At 71.1% G+C, this 17,888-nt stretch carries 14 protein-coding genes; 11 read left to right on the forward strand and 3 right to left on the reverse strand.

Features of this window, described 5'->3' with window-relative positions; translation table 11 throughout:
• Positions 1-4 precede the first annotated feature (4 nt).
• Positions 5-664: a DUF305 domain-containing protein gene (locus ACQRWP_RS31165; RefSeq protein WP_430499782.1), complete on the forward strand. Its 660-nt coding sequence runs from the start codon at positions 5-7 to the stop codon at positions 662-664.
• A 24-nt stretch (positions 665-688) separates the two neighbouring features.
• On the forward strand, positions 689-1,387 hold the full coding sequence (locus ACQRWP_RS31170; RefSeq protein WP_430499783.1) for a hypothetical protein: 699 nt from the start codon (positions 689-691) through the stop codon (positions 1,385-1,387).
• Between the two features lie 3 nt (positions 1,388-1,390).
• Here ACQRWP_RS31170 and ACQRWP_RS31175 read toward each other — a convergent pair whose 3' ends face one another.
• Positions 1,391-1,951, reverse strand: a complete 561-nt coding sequence (locus ACQRWP_RS31175; protein ID WP_430499784.1) for a GNAT family N-acetyltransferase — start codon at positions 1,949-1,951, stop codon at positions 1,391-1,393.
• 81 nt (positions 1,952-2,032) lie between these two features.
• Between ACQRWP_RS31175 and ACQRWP_RS31180 the strand changes: the two genes are divergently transcribed.
• The 9 genes from ACQRWP_RS31180 (at position 2,033) to ACQRWP_RS31220 (ending at position 15,666) form a co-directional block, all read left to right on the forward strand.
• Entirely contained in the window at positions 2,033-2,743 is a 711-nt protein-coding gene (locus ACQRWP_RS31180) for a siderophore-interacting protein (protein WP_430499785.1), read from the forward strand.
• On the forward strand, positions 2,740-4,011 hold the full coding sequence (locus ACQRWP_RS31185) for an MFS transporter (protein ID WP_430499786.1): 1,272 nt from the start codon (positions 2,740-2,742) through the stop codon (positions 4,009-4,011). The genes ACQRWP_RS31180 and ACQRWP_RS31185 overlap by 4 nt, the downstream gene beginning before the upstream one ends.
• Positions 4,008-5,507, forward strand: a complete 1,500-nt coding sequence (locus tag ACQRWP_RS31190; RefSeq protein WP_430499787.1) for an MFS transporter — start codon at positions 4,008-4,010, stop codon at positions 5,505-5,507. Before ACQRWP_RS31185 ends, ACQRWP_RS31190 begins: the two co-directional genes overlap by 4 nt.
• A 50-nt stretch (positions 5,508-5,557) precedes the next feature.
• Positions 5,558-6,727 (forward strand): ATP-grasp domain-containing protein, encoded by a 1,170-nt coding sequence (locus ACQRWP_RS31195; protein ID WP_430503346.1) that lies wholly within the window; start codon positions 5,558-5,560, stop codon positions 6,725-6,727.
• Positions 6,724-8,352, forward strand: a complete 1,629-nt coding sequence (locus tag ACQRWP_RS31200; RefSeq protein WP_430499788.1) for an IucA/IucC family protein — start codon at positions 6,724-6,726, stop codon at positions 8,350-8,352. The genes ACQRWP_RS31195 and ACQRWP_RS31200 overlap by 4 nt, the downstream gene beginning before the upstream one ends.
• Positions 8,349-9,947 (forward strand): IucA/IucC family protein, encoded by a 1,599-nt coding sequence (locus tag ACQRWP_RS31205; RefSeq protein WP_430499789.1) that lies wholly within the window; start codon positions 8,349-8,351, stop codon positions 9,945-9,947. The genes ACQRWP_RS31200 and ACQRWP_RS31205 overlap by 4 nt, the downstream gene beginning before the upstream one ends.
• Positions 9,944-11,122: an alanine racemase gene (locus tag ACQRWP_RS31210; protein WP_430499790.1), complete on the forward strand. Its 1,179-nt coding sequence runs from the start codon at positions 9,944-9,946 to the stop codon at positions 11,120-11,122. The genes ACQRWP_RS31205 and ACQRWP_RS31210 overlap by 4 nt, the downstream gene beginning before the upstream one ends.
• 122 nt (positions 11,123-11,244) lie before the next feature.
• Positions 11,245-14,079 (forward strand): hypothetical protein, encoded by a 2,835-nt coding sequence (locus ACQRWP_RS31215; protein ID WP_430499791.1) that lies wholly within the window; start codon positions 11,245-11,247, stop codon positions 14,077-14,079.
• A gap of 300 nt (positions 14,080-14,379) precedes the next feature.
• Entirely contained in the window at positions 14,380-15,666 is a 1,287-nt protein-coding gene (locus ACQRWP_RS31220) for a cellulose binding domain-containing protein (protein WP_430499792.1), read from the forward strand.
• A 97-nt stretch (positions 15,667-15,763) separates the two neighbouring features.
• Here ACQRWP_RS31220 and ACQRWP_RS31225 read toward each other — a convergent pair whose 3' ends face one another.
• Together ACQRWP_RS31225 and ACQRWP_RS31230 are read right to left on the reverse strand one after the other, a co-directional pair.
• Entirely contained in the window at positions 15,764-16,198 is a 435-nt protein-coding gene (locus ACQRWP_RS31225) for an SRPBCC family protein (protein ID WP_430499793.1), read from the reverse strand.
• A gap of 19 nt (positions 16,199-16,217) precedes the next feature.
• Positions 16,218-17,681, reverse strand: a complete 1,464-nt coding sequence (locus tag ACQRWP_RS31230) for a multicopper oxidase family protein (protein WP_430499794.1) — start codon at positions 17,679-17,681, stop codon at positions 16,218-16,220.
• Positions 17,682-17,888: the final 207 nt, after the last annotated feature.

Consider the following 17,888-nt stretch of genomic DNA (forward strand, 5'->3'; position numbering starts at 1 on the left):
ACGAATGGACGAGCAGATCATGGTGCGCCGAGGGCTTCGCGTACGGGCCGGGCGGCTGGTCGGCGTTGTCGCGACCCTGGTCGCCACGGCATTGGCCGTCGGGCTCACCCAGGGGTGGGGCCGCACCAACCAGGAACCGGCAGCGTCGTCGGTAACAGCGTCGCCGGCCGCTGTGGTGCCGACCGCGCCGGTGGTGCTCAACGGCACCGACGACGCCTTCATCCAACTGCTGATCCCGATGAACGAGGGCGCGCTCGCGCTGATCGACCAGCTCGACACCCGCCCGGCGGATCCGTCGCTACGGGCCCTCCTCGGCGAGGTCCGGAAGGCCCATCAGGCAGAGTTGCGGGACCTACGTGGGCTGTTGGGCGCAGGCAACGTGCCGGAGCTGAACATCCACGAGGGGCATCAGATGCCCGGCATGGTCACCGATGCCCGCCTCGCCGAGCTACGTGCCGCGTCCGACGCGGAGGTGTCGTCGCGGGCGGCTGCCCTGATCCGGGCGCACCTCGCGCAGACCGTGGTGCTGTGCCGGGGCGAGCAGACCGCCGGGGGAAGCCCGGAGCTGAAGGCGCTCGCCGGCCGGATCCAGCAGGCGCGGGCCGCCGAGCTGAACACGCTGGACAACCAGCCCGGCGCGCCCACCGCCGTACCGGGCGGCTGAGCATGCGGCCCAGGGGACCGGCCGATGCGGACGTCTGACCTGCACGCCGACGTCCACCCCTCGTCCCGGGCGTCCCGCCCCGCCCACCGTGCCGTCACGACGGACGCCGTCCGCCCGGTGCGACGCCCGACGCACCGGACCCGGAGCGCGACACCGCCCGACGCGGTCGCCCCGGTGCCGGCGGCAGGTTGGCGCGGTGGCCACCGACGCGCCGCCGGTCGGGCCACCATCGTCGCCTCGGTTCTGACGGTCAGTCTCGGGTGGCTGCTCGCGATCCTCGTCGCGCCGCACGTCACCCTCTCTCCGGGTGCGCGGATGGTCGCCCTCTTCGGCCACCTGACCTGCCTCGTGGTGGGCTTCGGCGCGGTGCTGACGGTGGACTGGTTCAGCCTCCGCTGGCTGCTGCGCCGGGAACCGCTCGGCACCGTGCTGACCGCCGCCCGCGGCGCGCACCTGCTCATCTGGCTGGGTCTGGTGGGTCTGCTCGCCAGTGGGGCCGCCCTCGGGCCGGACACGTCGTCCGGGCTGGTCTGGGTCAAGTTGCTCGCGGTGCTGGTGGTCGGCATCAACGGGCTGTTCCTCGGCCGGGTCCGGGATCGACTCGTGGCCGTGCAGGGCCGCCCACCCTGGTCCGCCCTGCTGCCCGGTGTCGCCGCCGCCACGATCTCGCAGGTCGCCTGGTGGACCGCGACCCTCGTCGGCTTCTGGAACGCCAACGGCTGACGGTCAGGCTGGCGTCGGGTGTCTCGCCGTGAACCGGGCGCGGGTCAGGAACGCGAGCTGGGCCCGCTTGTCCGGCATGTCGATCTCGGAGTCGAAGGTGAAGCCCTCGATCTCCAGTCGGCGTAGGGCGAGGTGGTTGCGGACGTCCGGCTCGACCACGATCCGCTGCGCGGCCGGGTCGCGGAACAGGAAGCGGGCGACGGCCGGGCCGACCGCGTTGGTGAGGCTGCGGGCGAGGCGCCGGTCGGGGCTGAGCAGCAGGTGCATCCCGACGTCGCCGGGCTGGACGGGGTAGCGCTCGCCGACCGGGTCCGCCTCGGGCTGATAGCTCTGGAAGAGGCCGACCGGCTCCCCGTCAACCTTGATCAGGTACGCGTGGTGCGTGGGCAGACTGTCCACAAAGGCGTAGATCTCGCGGACCTCTTCGAGGGTGTGCGAACCCATGCCCCAGAAGGAGTTGCGGGGCAGGGTCACCCAACCGTGCAGGAGTGCGGCGTCCCGGTCGGGGTCCACGGTCACCAACGACAGCTCGCCGAGACCGGCGATCTTCTCCTGGTACGTCATCGGGCGCTGTCCTCTGTTCCATCCGGGGCGCAACTTAGGTTAACCTCCCCTAACCAAGGATGACCTTACCTGGAGGGGTGCGTGAAACGGAACTGGGAGGCCCTGGTCCTCAAGGCCATGGGAGGTCGGGACTTTCGGTTGACCGTCCTGAGCACCGAGTCAATCGACGGGCACTACCAGCGGCTTCTCCTGGACGGGGGCGGCCTGCTGGAGACGTGTGGGGTGCACCCCACGATGTGGATCCGGCTGTGGTTCGACAACGACGGCCGGGCCCACCAGCGCGCGTACACGTTGGTGGACCCCGACCCGACCACCGGCCGATTCACCCTCGAATTCGCCATCCACGACGGCTGTGCGGCCCGCTGGGCCACCACGGCCAAGGTCGGCGACACCATCAGCGCGACAGTGCAGGGCAGCGCCTTCGAGCTTCCCGACCCCACGCCCGAGCACCTCTACCTGGTCGGCGACGCGGCCTCCCTGCCCGCGGTGAACAGCCTGCTCGACGCCGGTGCCGACATCCCGGCGACGGTCTGGCTGGAGTACGCCCACGAGGGTGAGAAGGCGCTCGCGCTGCGGGCCCGGGCGCACCACGACGTCACCTGGGTGCCACGGCGCGACGCGGGTCAGCATCTCGTCGACACGGTCTGCGCCGCCCTGCCGACCACCGGCGCGGGCCACTACTGGGTGGCCTGCGAGGCGGCCACCACCCGCGGCATCACCCGACACCTCCGCAAGACGCTGGGCGTCGACAAGGACAGGTTGACCTCTCTCGGCTACTGGAAAGCGGCATGAAGGGCCGGCTCGGCACCCTGACCGCGCTGTACGTCACCCAGTACCTCGGCGTCGGCTTCATCACCGTCGGGCTCACCGCCATCCTGCGCGACGGCGGCACCTCGCTGGACACGCTGGCGCTGTTGCAGATCGTCGGCCTGATCTGGCCGATCAAGTTCCTCTGGGCGCCGATCCTCGACCGGTACGGCTCACGGCACCGCGGCCACTACCGCTCCTGGCTGCTCGTGCTCCAGACCGCCCTGGTGCTCACCCTGCTGGCGCTGCTCCCGTTCGCCAGCCCGGCCGACGCGCTCGGCCCGATCATCGCGATCTGCGCCGCGTACGTGTTCTTCTCGGCCACCCAGGACATCGCCGTGGACGCCGTCGCGGTCCGGATGCTCGCCGACTCGGCACGGGGGACCGGCAACGGCATCCAGGTCGCCGCGAGCTACCTCGGCAACCTGCTCGGCGGCGGAGCCTGCGTCCTGGTCTACGACCAGTTCGGCTGGGCGCCGGCGATCGGCCTGCTGGCCGCGATGACGGCGGTCGGCCTGCTGGTGGTGTGGCGGTTCCGGGAGCCTCCCCGTACCGATCGGGTGGAACGGGTCGGCGCGGCCTACCGGGCGTTGCTGTCGGTGTTCGGCCAGCCGGGCTGCCGGTGGTGGACCTTCGGTGTGGTGCCGCTGGTCTACGTCGGCGCGGGCATGGCGTACGCCCTGGTCACCCCGGCTCTGGTCGACGCCGGTTGGTCGTTGGGTCGGATCGGCGTCGTCACCGGCGTGGTGATCAGCGCCCCGGCCATCGTGGCGGGTCTGGTCGCGGGGCTCGGGATCGGGCGGTTCGGGCGCGGTGGCGTGCTCGTGGTCGGGGGCGTGGCGCTCACTGTGTCGACGTTGCTGCTGCTGCCGTTGATGAACGGCCGTGCGCCGCTGGCCGGGACGGTCGCCGCGCTCTGCTGCTTCATGGTGGCCTACACCATCGCCAACGTCGTGCTCTACACGGTCAACATGGACTACTCCCGGCCCGACACCGGTGGCACCGACTTCACCGTGCTGTCGTCGTTCGGTCTGGTCTGCTCGTTCGTGGCGGCGTCCATCGGTCTCGCGGCCGCCGACCGGGTCGGCTATCCGGCGGTAGCGGTCGCGGCCATCGTGCTGGTGGCCGCCGGGGTCGCCCTCGGCCTCGCCCATCAGCGGCGATTCCCGCACCGGCCCGGCTCCGCCGTCGACCCGACGGCCGAGCAGCCCACCGAGCAGCCCGCAGTGGACGGCGTCAAGGCGGTGGCGTGACCACCGTCCAGCCGGCCACCGACACCGCGACATCGGCACGACTGCCACAGCGATGGCTCATCCTGGCCGTGCTGTGCGTCGCGCAACTGGTCGTGGTGTTGGACAACACCGTGCTGACCGTGGCGGTGCCGGTGCTCACCACCGAGTTGGGTGCCAGCACCGCCGAGGCGCAGTGGATGATCAACGCGTACGCGTTGGTGCTGTCCGGGTTGCTGCTCACCGCCGGTAGCGCCGCCGACCGGTACGGCCGCCGTCGGATGCTGCTCGCCGGGCTGGTCCTTTTCGGGGTCGGCTCGCTGGCCGCCGGTCTGGCCAGCACCAGTGGGCAGTTGATCGCCGCGCGGGCCGGGATGGGCATCGGTGGCGCGTTGCTGGTCACCGCGACGCTCGCGGTGGCGATGCAGGTCTTCGACGCCGCCGAGAGGTCCCGGGCGATCGGCATCTGGGCCGCCACCAGCGCGTTGGGCTTCGCCATCGGGCCGCCGATCGGCGGCACGATCCTCGCGCATCTGCCGTGGGGCGCGATCTTCCTGATGAACGTGCCGATCGTGCTGGTCTGCCTGCTCGTCGGTCGCGCGCTGGTCCCCGAGTCCCGCGGGCCGGCCGGCGGCCGACTCGACGTGCTCGGCGCCGTGCTCTCCACCGCCGGCCTGACCGCGGTCGTCTGGGCGATCATCTCCGGGCCGGAGCGCGGGTGGGCGTCGACCGAGGTGATGGGCGCGGCGATTGTCGGCGTACTCCTGCTCGGGATCTTCGTGCGGTGGGAGCTACGGATCGCGCACCCGATGCTGGACATGCGCTTCTTCCGGGACCGGCGCTTCGTCGGTGCGATCTCCGGCGTCGTGCTGATCACGTTCGGTGCCACCGGCGCGCTGTTCCTGCTCACCCAGCACCTCCAGTTCGTCCGGGGTTATCCCGCCTGGGAGGCCGGTCTGCGGATGGCGCCGTTCGCGCTGTCCATCGTGCTGCTCAACGTCAGCGGCGTCGTCGCGAGCGTGATCCGTCGGCTCGGCCTGGCGGTCGCCATCGCCGTTGGCATGACGCTGCTCGCGGCTGGTCTTGCGCTGATCACCCTATTTCCGTCCGACGGGTACGGGGTGTTGCTGGTCGGGCTGCTCGTCATGGGTGTCGGTTGCGCGCTGGCCAATCCGGCCATCGTCGAGGCGGTGATGAGCGCGATCCCGGCGGCGAAAGCCGGCGCGGGCGCGGGGGTCGACGGCACCATGACCGAGGTGGGCAGCAGCCTCGGCATCGCGGTGTTGGGTGCCGTGCTGAACGCCCGGTTCGCGGCGCTGCTGCCGGCGGCTCTGGCCGGCGCCGGGTCGTTTCCCGCGGCTCTCGCCGCCGCCGGTGAAGGGGCGGAACGGGAGGCCGTGACGGTCGCCTTCGCCTCGGCGCTGGAGACGGGGCAGCTGGTGGGCGCGGCTGCGGTGTTGATCGGTGGCCTCGTGGCCGCCGGTTTGCTACACCGGGCAGACCGCACCAAATCCGCCTAATAAGGGTAGGCTACCCTAATAGTGACATCGTGGTAGTCGACGGAGGCGGTATGCGGCTCTACCTGACCGCGCTCAACCCCACCGACGCCGTCCTGGACGGGTTCCTCCCGGCGGCGGCGGCGCTCGGGCTGTCGGCGACCGTGCTGACCGACCGGCCCGCCGAATGGCCGGCGGACGTGCGGGTGGCGCGCTGCACGGTCCGCGACCCGGCCGCTGTGGTCGCGGCGGCGGCACCCACCCGACCGGTGGCGCTACTGTCCAACAGCGACCATCTCCAGGAGGCCACCGCGATCGCCGCCCGAAAGCTCGGCCTGCCCGGCAAGGACCCGGACGCCGCCCGTCTCTGCAAGGACAAGGCCGCGGCCCGCCGGGCGATCGCCGCTGCGGGCCTCGATCTGGTACGCGCCGTCACCGTCGACCCCGGCGCCGCGCCGGAGGTGCCGACCGGGATGTTCCCGGCGGTCGTCAAACCCCGCGAGGGGGTGGCCAGTGAGGACGCGTACCTGGTGGCCGACCACGCCGAGCTGGTCGCCCGGGTCGCCGAGATCCGTGGCCGGCGGCCGGACGTGGCCCTGGTGGTCGAGGAGTACCTCGACGGCGAGCTGCGGACCTTCGAGACCCTCGGCGACGGCACCGAGCTGGCCTCCCTCGGCGGGTGGCGCACCGGCCTCGGCCCGCCGCCGACCTTCACCGAGGAGAGCCTCGCCTGGTCGCCCCCGGCCGAGCCGGCGCGCACCCAGCTGCGGGCACGGCTCGACGCGCTCGGGGTCGGCTTCGGCGCCTGCCACACCGAGTACGTCGTCTCCGACGGCCGGGTCCGGCTGATCGAGGTGAACTACCGCCTCATCGGCGACCGGATGGACCTGATCCTCGCCGAACTGCTCGGCGTGCCGTTGTTCGAGTACGTCATCCGGCTGCACCTCGGCGAGCCGCTGACCGCCCTCGGCCTGCCCGACACTGTCGACCGCTACGCCCGGGTCGAGTACGTCTGCGCGGACCGGTCCGGCCGTCTCGTCGCCGCACCGGGCCCACTCGACACCGTCCACGGCGACGTCCGGCTGGGCTGCCGTCCGCTGCGCGAGGTGGGCCGCACCGCCGAGCACACCGGCACGAACCGCGACTACCTCGCCGTGCTGCACGGAATCGGCCCCGACGAGGGCACCGTCCGGCAGTCGCTGGCCGCCCTCCGCAGCGACCTCCAGTGGACCATCGTCGAGTGAGCGACGACTGCGAGCGGGAGGTCTTCGCCCGGGTGCTCGACGCCCTGCTGCGCGAGGACCACCTCGGGCTGCGCAGCGCCGGCCGACCGGACGGGCCCGACTGGTGGCAGGTGCCACACCCCGCTGGCCTGCTGCGCCTTCCGGTCCGCGCCGACGGGTTTCAGCAGGCCCTGCGCAGCGCCGCGCCGATGGTGCTGCTAATGACCCACGCCGGCGAAGCAAAGCGCACGGAGACGCTGGACGGGCTGTTGACGCTGCTCGCCCCACGCGACAACGCCGAGGCCGAGGCCGGCTGGCGGGACTTCGGCGTCGAGTGCCACGCCGACCTGCGGGCCCGACGGCTCGCCGCCCGCGACCGGGCACGGGTGCTCACCGAGGTGGCCGCCGAACGCGTGCACACCCCGACCGGCCTGCCGGCGGCGCTCCTGGACGACGTGCTCGCCGCCCACCACGGCCACCCCGTCTACCCCACCGACCGGTGCCGGCACGGTCTTCGCGACGACGAACTGCTCCGGTACGCCCCGGAGCACGCCCCACGTTTCGCGCTGCGCTGGTACGCCGCCCCGGCCGAGGACGTCCGGCTCGCGGGCGAGCTGCCGTCGTGGTGGCCGCGCGCGCCGCGACCGGATCAGCTGCTGCTGCCGGCGCATCCGATCACAGTGGCCCGCGACGCGCTTCCAGTGGTCGACCTGCCGGTGACTCCGGTGCGCCCCACCCTCTCCATGCGGACGGTGGCGCTCGACCACGACCCGTACCTGCATCTCAAACTGCCGCTGCCGACCGCGAGTCTCGGCGCGCGCAACCGGCGCACGCTGCAACCGGGCTCGCTCGCCGACGGCGCGGCCGTCGCCGCACTGCTCGACCGGATCGCCACCGCCGAACCCAGCTTCGCCGGTCGGATCCGGCACGCGGACGAGAGCACCTGGGCGCACGTCGACGGCGACGAGCGGCGCGGTTTCCTGCTGCGCCGATTTCCGCGCGACCTGGCCGGCGTCCAGGTGGTGCCGGTCGCGGCCCTCGCCGCCGCCGACCCGGTGGCGGGCACGGTCCTCGAACGGATCAGCCCGCAGCGGCCCGTAGCGCTGCTCGAGTCCTACCTGGACCTGCTGCTCGACTGGCACGTCCTCCTCTGGCTACGCCACGGGATCGCCCTGGAGGCGCACCCGCAGAACATCCACCTGCTGGTGCACCCGGACGGCACGGTCGGCCTGCTCTACAAGGACAACGACGGCGCCCGGCTCGACCCGCGGCACGGCGGCCCGAACGGGCTCGCCCTGCACGACGACCGGATGTGGGCGCGCGACCCGCACGAGTTGGCCGACGTGTTCATCACCATCACCCTGCACCTGGCCGCGGCCGCGCCCCTGGTCGCCCTGGCCGCCAGAGGGCTGCCCGTGCCGTCACCCGCCGAGGCGCTGGTGCCCCGGCTCGGCGCCGCCCGCGACCGGTGGGGCGACGGACCGGCGGCGCGGACCTTCACCGAGCGGGTCCTGCACGCCACCCAGTTGCCCATCAAGGCGATGCTCACCGCCGGGACCCTGCTGCCCAAACAGCGGCTCGGCTGCGCCGACATCAACAAGTACTACCTGCGTACCGGCCCGAACTACCTCCGGGAGACACGATGACGAGCGCGCAGTTGCGCTCCCGGCCGGCCACCGACACCGGTCAGCGCGCCGACCTGGCCGCCGCCCACGCCGTCTTCGGCTGCCTGCTGCGCGAGCTGGCCCCGCCGGACGGCACCCCGACCGTGGTCGACAGCGCCGTCCGGCTGCTGCTGCGGCACCTCGACGTCACCGTGCGGTGCGAGGTCGCGCGAACCTCGCCGCTCGGCGCGCACCGCTACACCGGCCCGGTCCAACGCAGCTCCGGCGGAGGACGGTGGGAAGACCTGGACGCGGACGGGTTGGCCGCCCTGGTCGCGGCGGAGCTCACCACCCGTACCGGCCTGGCCAACGACGAGTTCGCCGAGCAGGTCCGGGCCAGCCGGGACACCGTGGCCCGGCTGCTGGCCGACCGACCGGCCGAGGATCCGACCCCCACCGGTGAGCCCGCCATCGACGCGTACGTCGACTCCGAGCAGTCGCTGGTCTTCGGCCACCCGCACCACCCCACCCCGAAGTGGCGCAGCGGTGATCCGGACAGCTGGCGGGCGTACGCGCCGGAGCTGCGCACCGCGTTCCGGCTGCACTGGCTGGCCGTACCGGACGACCTGACCGCCGAGGCGGGGCCGTTCGATCCGCTGGTGGCCGCCCTAGACCCACCACGGCCCCCGCGCGGGCACCGCGTCCTGCCGGTGCACCCCTGGCAGCTGTCGCTGATCCCGCCCACCCACCCACGGCTGCGCGACCTGGGGGCGGCCGGTGTGCCGGTACGACCCACGGCGAGCGTCCGTACCCTCTACGCCCCCGTGGCCGACCTGTTCGTGAAGACCAGCCTGCACGTGCGGATCACCAACTGCCTGCGCAAGAACGCCCGCTACGAGCTCACCGGCGCGGTGGCGCTGACCGACCTGCTGGCCCGGGTGCCGCTGCCGGACGGGGTGGGGCTGCTCGCCGAGCCCGCCTACCGCACTGTCGACGTCCCCGGCCCGGACGAGGCGTACGGAACGATCCTGCGTGGCGGTCTGCGCCCGCACCTGCGTCCCGGCGACACCCCGGTGCTGGCGGCGGCGCTGGCCGCAACGCCGCTGGTGACGCCGGATCCGGTGGCCTGGTGGCGCGCGTACGTCGGCCTGCTGGTGCCGGCGGTGCTGCGCAGCTGGCTCAGCCACGGCGTCGTGCACGAGGCGCACCTGCAGAACGTGGTCGTCGTGCTCGACCGGGATCGCCGCCCGGTACGCATGCTGCTGCGCGACCTGGAGGGGGTGAAGCTGGACGCCGATCGGTGGGGCACCTGGCCGGACGGCGTTCCGGCGCAGGTCCGCTACGGTCCCCGGGCCGCCCACCGCCGGATCGTCTACTGCCTGTTCGTCAACCACCTCGGTGGGGTCAGCGGGGCCCTCGCTGACGCGCGGCCGGGAATCGAACGGCGGCTGTGGCAGGAGCTGCGCGCTGTCGTCGAGGCGGTGGCCGCCGACCTCGGTGAGCCGGCGGAGCTGCGCGCGCTGCTGACCGGGGAGCCGCTGTTGGCCAAGGCGAACCTGCTGGTCCGGTGGCGGCGTGACGCCGACCGGGCCGCACCGTTCGTGCCGGTGCCGAACCCGATGGGTGGGCCACGATGACCCGACCGATCTACGTCCACGACCTCGACGCGCTGGCCGGGCAGGCCAGGGCCATCCGGGCGGCGCTGCCCCGGCCGGTCGAGCTGCTCTACGCGGTGAAGGCCAACCCGGATCCCGGTGTGCTGCGAACCCTCGCCCCGATCGTCGACGGGTTCGAGGCCGCGAGCCGGGGTGAGCTGCGGAGGCTGGCCGAGGTGCTACCGGGACGGGCGCCGGCCGCGTACGCCGGGCCGGGCAAGACCGACGCGGACCTCGCCGCCGCTCTCGCCGCCGGGGTGCACCGCATCCACGTCGAGTCGCCCGCCGAGCTGGCGCGACTCGGCGCGCTGGCCACCGCCGCCGGCCGGTCGGCCCAGGTGCTGCTGCGGGTGAACCTGCCGGTCGACGCGCCGGGCGCGAGCCTGGTCATGGGCGGTGGGCCCAGCCCGTTCGGCATGGACCCGGCCGACGCGGTCGTGTGCGCCCGCCGCCCGCCCGCCGGCATCGACGTACGAGGAGTCCACGCTCACCTGGCCAGCGGGTTGGACGCACCGCTCGCCGCGACGGTCGCCGCCGCCGTGGTCGGCTGGGCGGCGGCCGAGGTCGACGCGGCCGAGGTCGACGTCGGCGGCGGCATGACCGTCGACTACACCGACCCGGACGCGCGATTCGACTGGGAGGGCTACGGCCAGGCCCTGGCGGACGTCCTCGACCGGCACCCGGGCGTGCGGCTGCGCATCGAGCCGGGCCGGTCGGTCACCGCCCACTGCGGGGCGTACCTCACCGAGGTCATCGACGTGAAGCGTTCCTACGGCGAGTGGTTCGTGGTGGTGGCCGGCGGGACGCACCACCTGCGGACTCCGGCGGCGAAGGGGCACGCGCAGCCGTTCACAGTGCACCCGCGACAAGGTGCCGACGGCCCGCGCACCGACGGCGGGCCGGTCACCGTGGTCGGGCAACTCTGCACCCCGAAGGACGTGCTGTCCCGGTCCGCCACCGCGGGGCCGATCGGCGTGGGCGACGTGCTGGCCTTCGCCATGGCCGGCGCGTACGCCTGGAACATCAGCCACCGCGACTTCCTGCTGCACGAGCCTCCACTTTTTCGTAACGGCAATCCGAGCGGGATTGCTACCGAGTGGGCGGAACGGGAGCTGCGGGCTGATTCGAGTGGCAAAAGCGCACGGATCGCCGATTAACTCCACATTGGATTGCCCGGCGAATAATCGATGTCGCTCGTCGTTACTATAACGCGAAACGGAGTCGATCAAGGCGCCGTAAAGTGGAGGTAACCGTCCAAATGAAGCGCATCGGATCAGCGATGCTGGCATCCGTGGTGGGTGTTGCTGCCGTCGTTCTGGCCACCAGTCAGCCGGCCCTCGCCGCCACCTCGGTCAATCTACCTCTGTCGAGCTGGGCCTATCTCGATTCGCAGAGCCCCAAGACGAAGTTCGTCAACCCCGCGGTCGCGCCGCCCGTCGGCACCCTGCTCGACGACGCGAACAAGGCGCACACCTACCGCTCCTACTTCACCTACGACCTGACCCAGCTCAAGGGCACTGTGGTGCACAACTCGTACCTGTACACGTACGAGGACACCGTTACCGACTGCTCCACCGCCGCGACGATCGAGTTGTGGCGGACCGCCCCGGTCAAGACCGGCACGACCTGGAACAACCCGCCCGCCGAGCTCGACAAGCTGATCTCCGTCAACCGCGGGGAAGGTGCGTACTACTGCCCCGGCTACCTGGGCATCGACATGGTGTCGACGCTCAACGCCGCGCTCGGCCGGCACGAGAAGTCGATCACCATCGAATACCGGATCACGGCAGCCCAGGAGGCGGACCCGCGGGCCGGCCGAACCTTCCAGCAGCCGACGCTGAGCTCCACGTCCAACCACCCGCCAACGGTGACCGAACCGCGCCTCGAGAGCCCGACCCGGCCGTGCGGCACCGTCGACAAGCCTTCGCCGGCGGCGGCCTCGACCCTGTTCAAGGCCACCGTTAACGATCCCGACGAGGGCGACTCACCGTCGATCCTCTACGCGATCTGGCCGGTCGACCACCCGGACCAGCGCCGCGAGTTCTCCAGCTACAACTACGGAACGGACCTCAGTCAGTACGCCGACGGCGAGCTTCTTGCCTGGCAGGCACAAGCCCGTGACTACTACGACGCCGGCCCGTGGAGCAAGATCTGCTACCTCGTCATGGACAAGACGGCACCGGCGAACCCGCCGGCCGTCGCCTCGAAGCTCTACCCCGAGGGCACCACGCCCGGCGGGGGCACCGGCCTCAAGGGGAAGTTCCGCCTCGACGCGGAGGGCGACCTCGACGTGGTTGGGTTCGTGTGGCGTGACTCGAGCGGTTACAGCGGACAGGTCAAGGCGCGGCAGCCGGGCGGCACGGCGGTCCTCGAATACACCCCGAAGCGGGACCGGTTCGAGGAGCTGACCATCCGCTCGGTCGACGCGGTGGGCAACCAGGGGCCGGAGAAGCGCTACCGCTTCAACATCGCCGACACCGCACCGAGCGCGCAGATCGAACTGGGCGGGGTCGGGCTTCCGAGCACGCTCACCCTCACCGCGCGGAAGCCCGAGACGACCGCTTTCGGCTATCAGATCAAGGGTGGGCCGGAGACCCGGGTGCCGGCCGTCGACGGCGGAGCCACCGGTCAGCTGACGTTCACCGCGACCGGCGAGGTCGAGGTTGTCGTCAGCAGCTACGTGAAGAGCAAGCTCATCGGTCACGACACCCTGCGGGTCTATGTCACCGACGCTCCCGGGGTGGAGTCGGCCGAGTTCAACTTCGACACCGACCAGATCGCCGGCAAGACCGGATCGTTCACGTTCACGCCCCGCAACAGTGACGTCGTCGCCTACGAGTACGTTCTGGACGGCGTCGCGCAGACCGTCCAGGCGGCCGCGGACAAGACCGCGGTCGTATCGTGGACGGCGACCGCAGGCTGGCACGACATGGTCGTGCGGTCGGTACGGGCGGACGGCGAGAAGTCGATGGAGACGTACCACCAGTTCAACGTCATCGACCCGGTGCCGCACCTGTACTCGCAGACGCTCCAACATCTGGACCGGATCGACGGCGTCGGCCTGCCGGTGGAGTTCTACGTCAGCAGCCGGCTGCCGGACGTGACCGGGTTCGCCTACCGGTTCGACGGCGGCCCGGAGGTCACGATCGACGGCCGCGCAAGCAGCACGGAGTTCACCGTGACGCCGACGCACATCGGTGACAACACGCTGATCGTCCAGGCGCTGCTGGCCGATGGCACCCGGTCGCCGGAGAAGACCTTCACCTGGCAACCGTTCGAGGCGCCGGTGGTCACCACTGACCCGGCGAACGGCGGTGCGGAAGGTCAGCCGATGGCGCTGACGTTCCGCTCGGTGCTGCCGGACACCAAGGAGTTCCGCTACTCGCTGGACTTCAGCGAGTATCAGACCGTCGCGGCGCGGCCGGATGGCACGGCGACCGTCTCGTTCACACCGCAGTCCGGAGGTGGCTGGTTCTCGGCCAGGGTCACCGGTGTCGCTCAGGACGGAACGACGTCGCCGGAGCGCGCGATGACGGTCCCGGTCCGCGACACGCGGGTCTCGGTGTGGAGCGAGTTCTCCGAGTGGAGCCCGAGGGGTGGCATCGGTGTGCCCGGCGACTTCAGCTTCAGCACCTCATGGACTCCCGAGGTGGTGGAGTACCGCTACCGGCTCAACGACGGCCCGGAACTGACAGTGCCCATCGGGGACAGCTGGAACACCCTGGTCACTGTCGTGCCGGATCGGAACGGGCTCAACATGCTCACAGTGCAGGGCCGTACCGAGGACGGCCGGCTCTCGCCGACCACCGAATACCCGTTCCAGGTCGGCACCGCGCCGTACGTCTTCTCCGAGGAGTATCCGCAGAGCACCCCCGGCGGCGGAGTGGGCCTCGAGGGCCGGTTCGACTTCAGCGGCGGAACGGCCGGAATCACGTCGTTCGAGTACACCATCGGCGGCGTCCCCGGGACTGTCGAGGCCAACGCCGAGGGCCGCGCGTCGATCACCTGGACGCCGACCGAGGCAACCGGCACCTACCTGGTCGTCAAGGGCCGTAAGGCCGACGGCAGCACCACCGACGAGGTCTGGTACTTCGTTGTGGTGAAGTCGGACTGATCGGCCCACGCCTTTCAGCAGCTGTCGAGTGACGCCCCGCAGGCCGATGAGCGCCTGCGGGGCGTCGCTGATTCGGCGCACGATCGCCCCGCCGGACGGTCGATCTCGATCAACATGTTATCGATAACATGCTATCTTTCATCCGGGAGTGAAGGGCACGCTCCCGGTCACCCGAGCCAGCCGGCGAAGACGCGCCGAGGGGCCCGCCCCTCCCGCCGCCTTCCCGTTCGGTGACCAGTCCGGGCGCCCGTCGACGCCAGGCGACCATGGTTGGTCGCCGAACGGCAAGGAGCCCAAGCAATGCTGAGACGTAGGTTCTTCCTCCCATCCATCGCGGCCGCGGCGCTTCTCCTCGCGGCCACCACCGGCGGCGTGTTGAGCGGCGGCTTCGGTGCGACGGCGGTGGCCGCCACCAACGGCACCCTCGCGGCGACCGCCGGCTGCGGCAAGGCCCCCACCCTCGCCAGCGGGACGCGGACGATTCAGAGCAGCGGACAGAGTCGTACGTACAACCTGCGGATCCCGGACGGGTACGACCGGAACCACCCCTACCGACTGATCTTCGGCTTCCACTGGTTGAACGGCTCGGCCAACAACGTCACATCGGCCGGTTACTACGGTCTCCAGCCGCTGTCGAACAACAGCACCATCTTCGTCGCTCCGCAGGGTCTCAACGCCGGCTGGGCCAACACCAACGGTCGGGACCTGACCCTCTTCGACGACATCTCCCGGCAGATCGAGAACGACCTCTGCGTGGACACCACCCAGCGCTTCGCCCTGGGCTGGAGCTACGGCGGGGCGATGAGCTACGCGGTGGCCTGCGCCCGGCCCACGATCATCCGCGCGGTCACCGTCATATCCGGCGCCAACCTCAGCGGATGCAACGGGGGCACCCAGCCCGTCGCCTACTTCGGCATCCACGGCATCTACGACAGCGTGCTGAACATCTCCCAGGGCCGGCAGCTGCGCGACACGTTCGTGCGGAACAACGGCTGTACCGCGCAGAGCCCGCGCGAGCCGAGCCGGGGCAGCCTCACCCACATCACCACCGCCTACGCGGGCTGCCGAGCCGGCTACCCCGTGCAGTGGGCGGCGTTCGACGGGGACCACACCCCCAGCCCGGTGGACGGGTCGGGCAGCCCGAACGACTCGCGGACCTGGACCTCGGGTGAGATCTGGCGGTTCTTCAGCCAGTTCGAGTCGACAACGCCTCCGACGACCCCGCCGCCGACCGACCCGCCGCCCACGGATCCGCCGACCACCCCGCCGCCGACCGGGGAGCCGGGCACCTGCGCCGCCACCTACCGGACGCTCAACACCTGGCCCGGCGGCTTCCAGGCCGAGGTGACAGTGGCCAACAACTCCACAGCGCCCCTGAACGGCTGGACGGTGGGCCTGACCCTGGCCAGTGGTCAGGCCATCAGCAGCCTCTGGAGCGGCACCAACACGGGCACCACCGGCAGCGTCACCGTCAGGAACGCCACCTACAACGGCACGGTTGGCCCGAACGCGTCGACGACGTTCGGGTTCACCGCCACCGGCAACGGTGCCACCGCACCCGGCAACGTCACCTGCACCAGCCCTTGACCCGGGCAGGGTGAGGGCCCGGAGCCAACTGGCTCCGGGCCCGCGGGTGACGTCCGCTGGCGGCGGTTGCCGCCGGCGCTACCGGCTCACGCTGCGCTCAGGCTTCGCGCTCCAGCAGGTCGCGAAGGGCGTCGAGGGCAGCGATCTCCTCCTCGAACGTCTTGCCGACGACCGGGCCGAGGAAGCGCGACAGCCCGCTCGGCTGCCACGCCAGCTTCAGCGTGAGCTGAGTCCCGCCGCCACCGGCCGGCGTGAGTGTGTATTCGCCCTGGGTGCGTACCACGCTGCCGGTGGCCTGGAAGGCCAGACGCCGGCCCGGCTCGAACCCGGTCACCTCGTAGTCGGCCGGGATGCGGCTCCCACCGGGGCCCTTGAGTCCCTGTTTGTAGCGAGCGCCGACCCCCTCGCCGGAGACGCGCGCGACGTCGAGCACGTTGGGGCGCCAGCGCGCGTCGTTCTCGCCACGGGCGAGAAAGGCGAAGACGACCTCAGGAGTCCGTCCGATCTGCACAGTCTTCTCTGCCGAGGGCACAAGAAACCTTTCTCAGAGGTCAGGGAACGATCTTCATCTGTGCCATCATCCCACTCGCGGAATGGTCGATCATGTGGCAATGGTAGACATACCGGCCAAGGTACGGCCCGAACGTCGCCTGGAGTCGGACCGTCTCGCCCGGCCCCACCGAGATGGTGTCCTTCACCCCGGCCTCGCCCGGCGCCGGCGGCTGGCCGTTGCGGGCCAGCACCCGGAACTGGACAAGGTGGGGGTGGAAGTTGTGCGGGATGCCGAAGAGCGTGTCGCCGTTGGTCACCGTCCACACCTCGGTGGTGTTGCGCTTGATCTCGGTGTCGACCCGATCGGCGTCGAACTGCTGCCCGTTGATGAGGAACTGCCCGGTCGACGGGTTGAAGTTGAGCGTGAACGCGCGTTCCTTCGTGGCCGCTGGCAGCGCCGGGATGGTGCTCAGCCGGTCGGGCACGCGGCTGGTGTCGGCGGCGGCTCGGTTGACGTCGAAGCGCAGCACCGGCCCGGCCACGGCGTCGTCGAGGAAGACCTGGCTGCCGACCGGGAACGCGCCGAAGTCGACGACGATCTCGATCCGCTCGCCGGGCGTCAGGCTCCACGAGCGGATCGGCGTCGGCCCGGCGAGCAGCCCGCCGTCACTCGCGATCTGGGCGACCTCGGCGTCGTTGCCGAGCCGCAGGGTGAACGTGCGGAGGTTGGACGCGTTGACGAAGCGCAGTCGGTACTTGCGGGCGGCCACCTGGAAGTAGGGCTGCGGCTTTCCGTTGACGAGGATCGTGTTGCGGAACTGGAAGTCGTCGTGTTCGAAGATCAGGCTCGCGTCGTCGGCGAACCGCGCGTCGCGCAACATGATCGGGACGTCGTAGTTGCCGGACGGCAACCGGAGTTCGGCCTGGGCTGGGTCGTCGATCAGGAAGAAGCCGGCGAGCCCGCGGAACACGTGCTCGGCCTCCATGTGATGGGCGTGGTCGTGATACCAGAGCGTGGCCGCCCGCTGCTTGTTGGGATAGCTGTAGATCCGGCTCTTGCCCGGGTCGAGCACGTCGGTCGGGAACCCGTCGCTGCTCGACGGTGTGTGGCCTCCGTGCACGTGCACCGCGGTCGGCATGTCGAGGTGGTTGCTGTGCGCGATGACCGCGAGCCGGCCCGTCTTGACCCGGAACGTAGGGCCGGGAAAGTGCCCGTCATAGGTCAACACGTCGGTACGCGTTCCGGGCAGGATCTCCGCTTGAGCCTTACGGGTGGAAACGACGTAGAAGTCGGTGTTGGCTACCGAGGCGATGGGCTGCTGCACGGGCGGTATCGGCATCCGGACAGCGAACGGGGCGGTGACGGCCGCGACGTGTGCCGTCTTCCCGTGGCCGGTGTGGGTGCCGTGGGCCGGCGTCGCGGACGGGGTGGAACCGCGGGCCGCTGCCGCCGCGGTGGCCGTGACCAGCGCGGCTGCTCCCGCGGTGGCACCGGCCTTCATGACGTTGCGTCTGCTCACCATTGGTCGCTCCACTCCTGGTGGTCGAGGTCTCGGGTGAACTGTCAGGGAGGTCCCTCGACGCGCCGTCGAAAACTGGTCGCGGCCAAATATGGATTTCACCTTAAGTTTTGGTGTGACTACCAAAAGCTAAGCTTCGATGCTTCCAACGGCGCGCGGTGAGACCGTAGACTCGTGCGAGTAGTCGGCCGTGACAACTCGTAGAAGGCC

Origin of the sequence: Micromonospora trifolii (assembly GCF_050516465.1) — a bacterium.
Taxonomy (GTDB): domain Bacteria; phylum Actinomycetota; class Actinomycetes; order Mycobacteriales; family Micromonosporaceae; genus Micromonospora; species Micromonospora trifolii.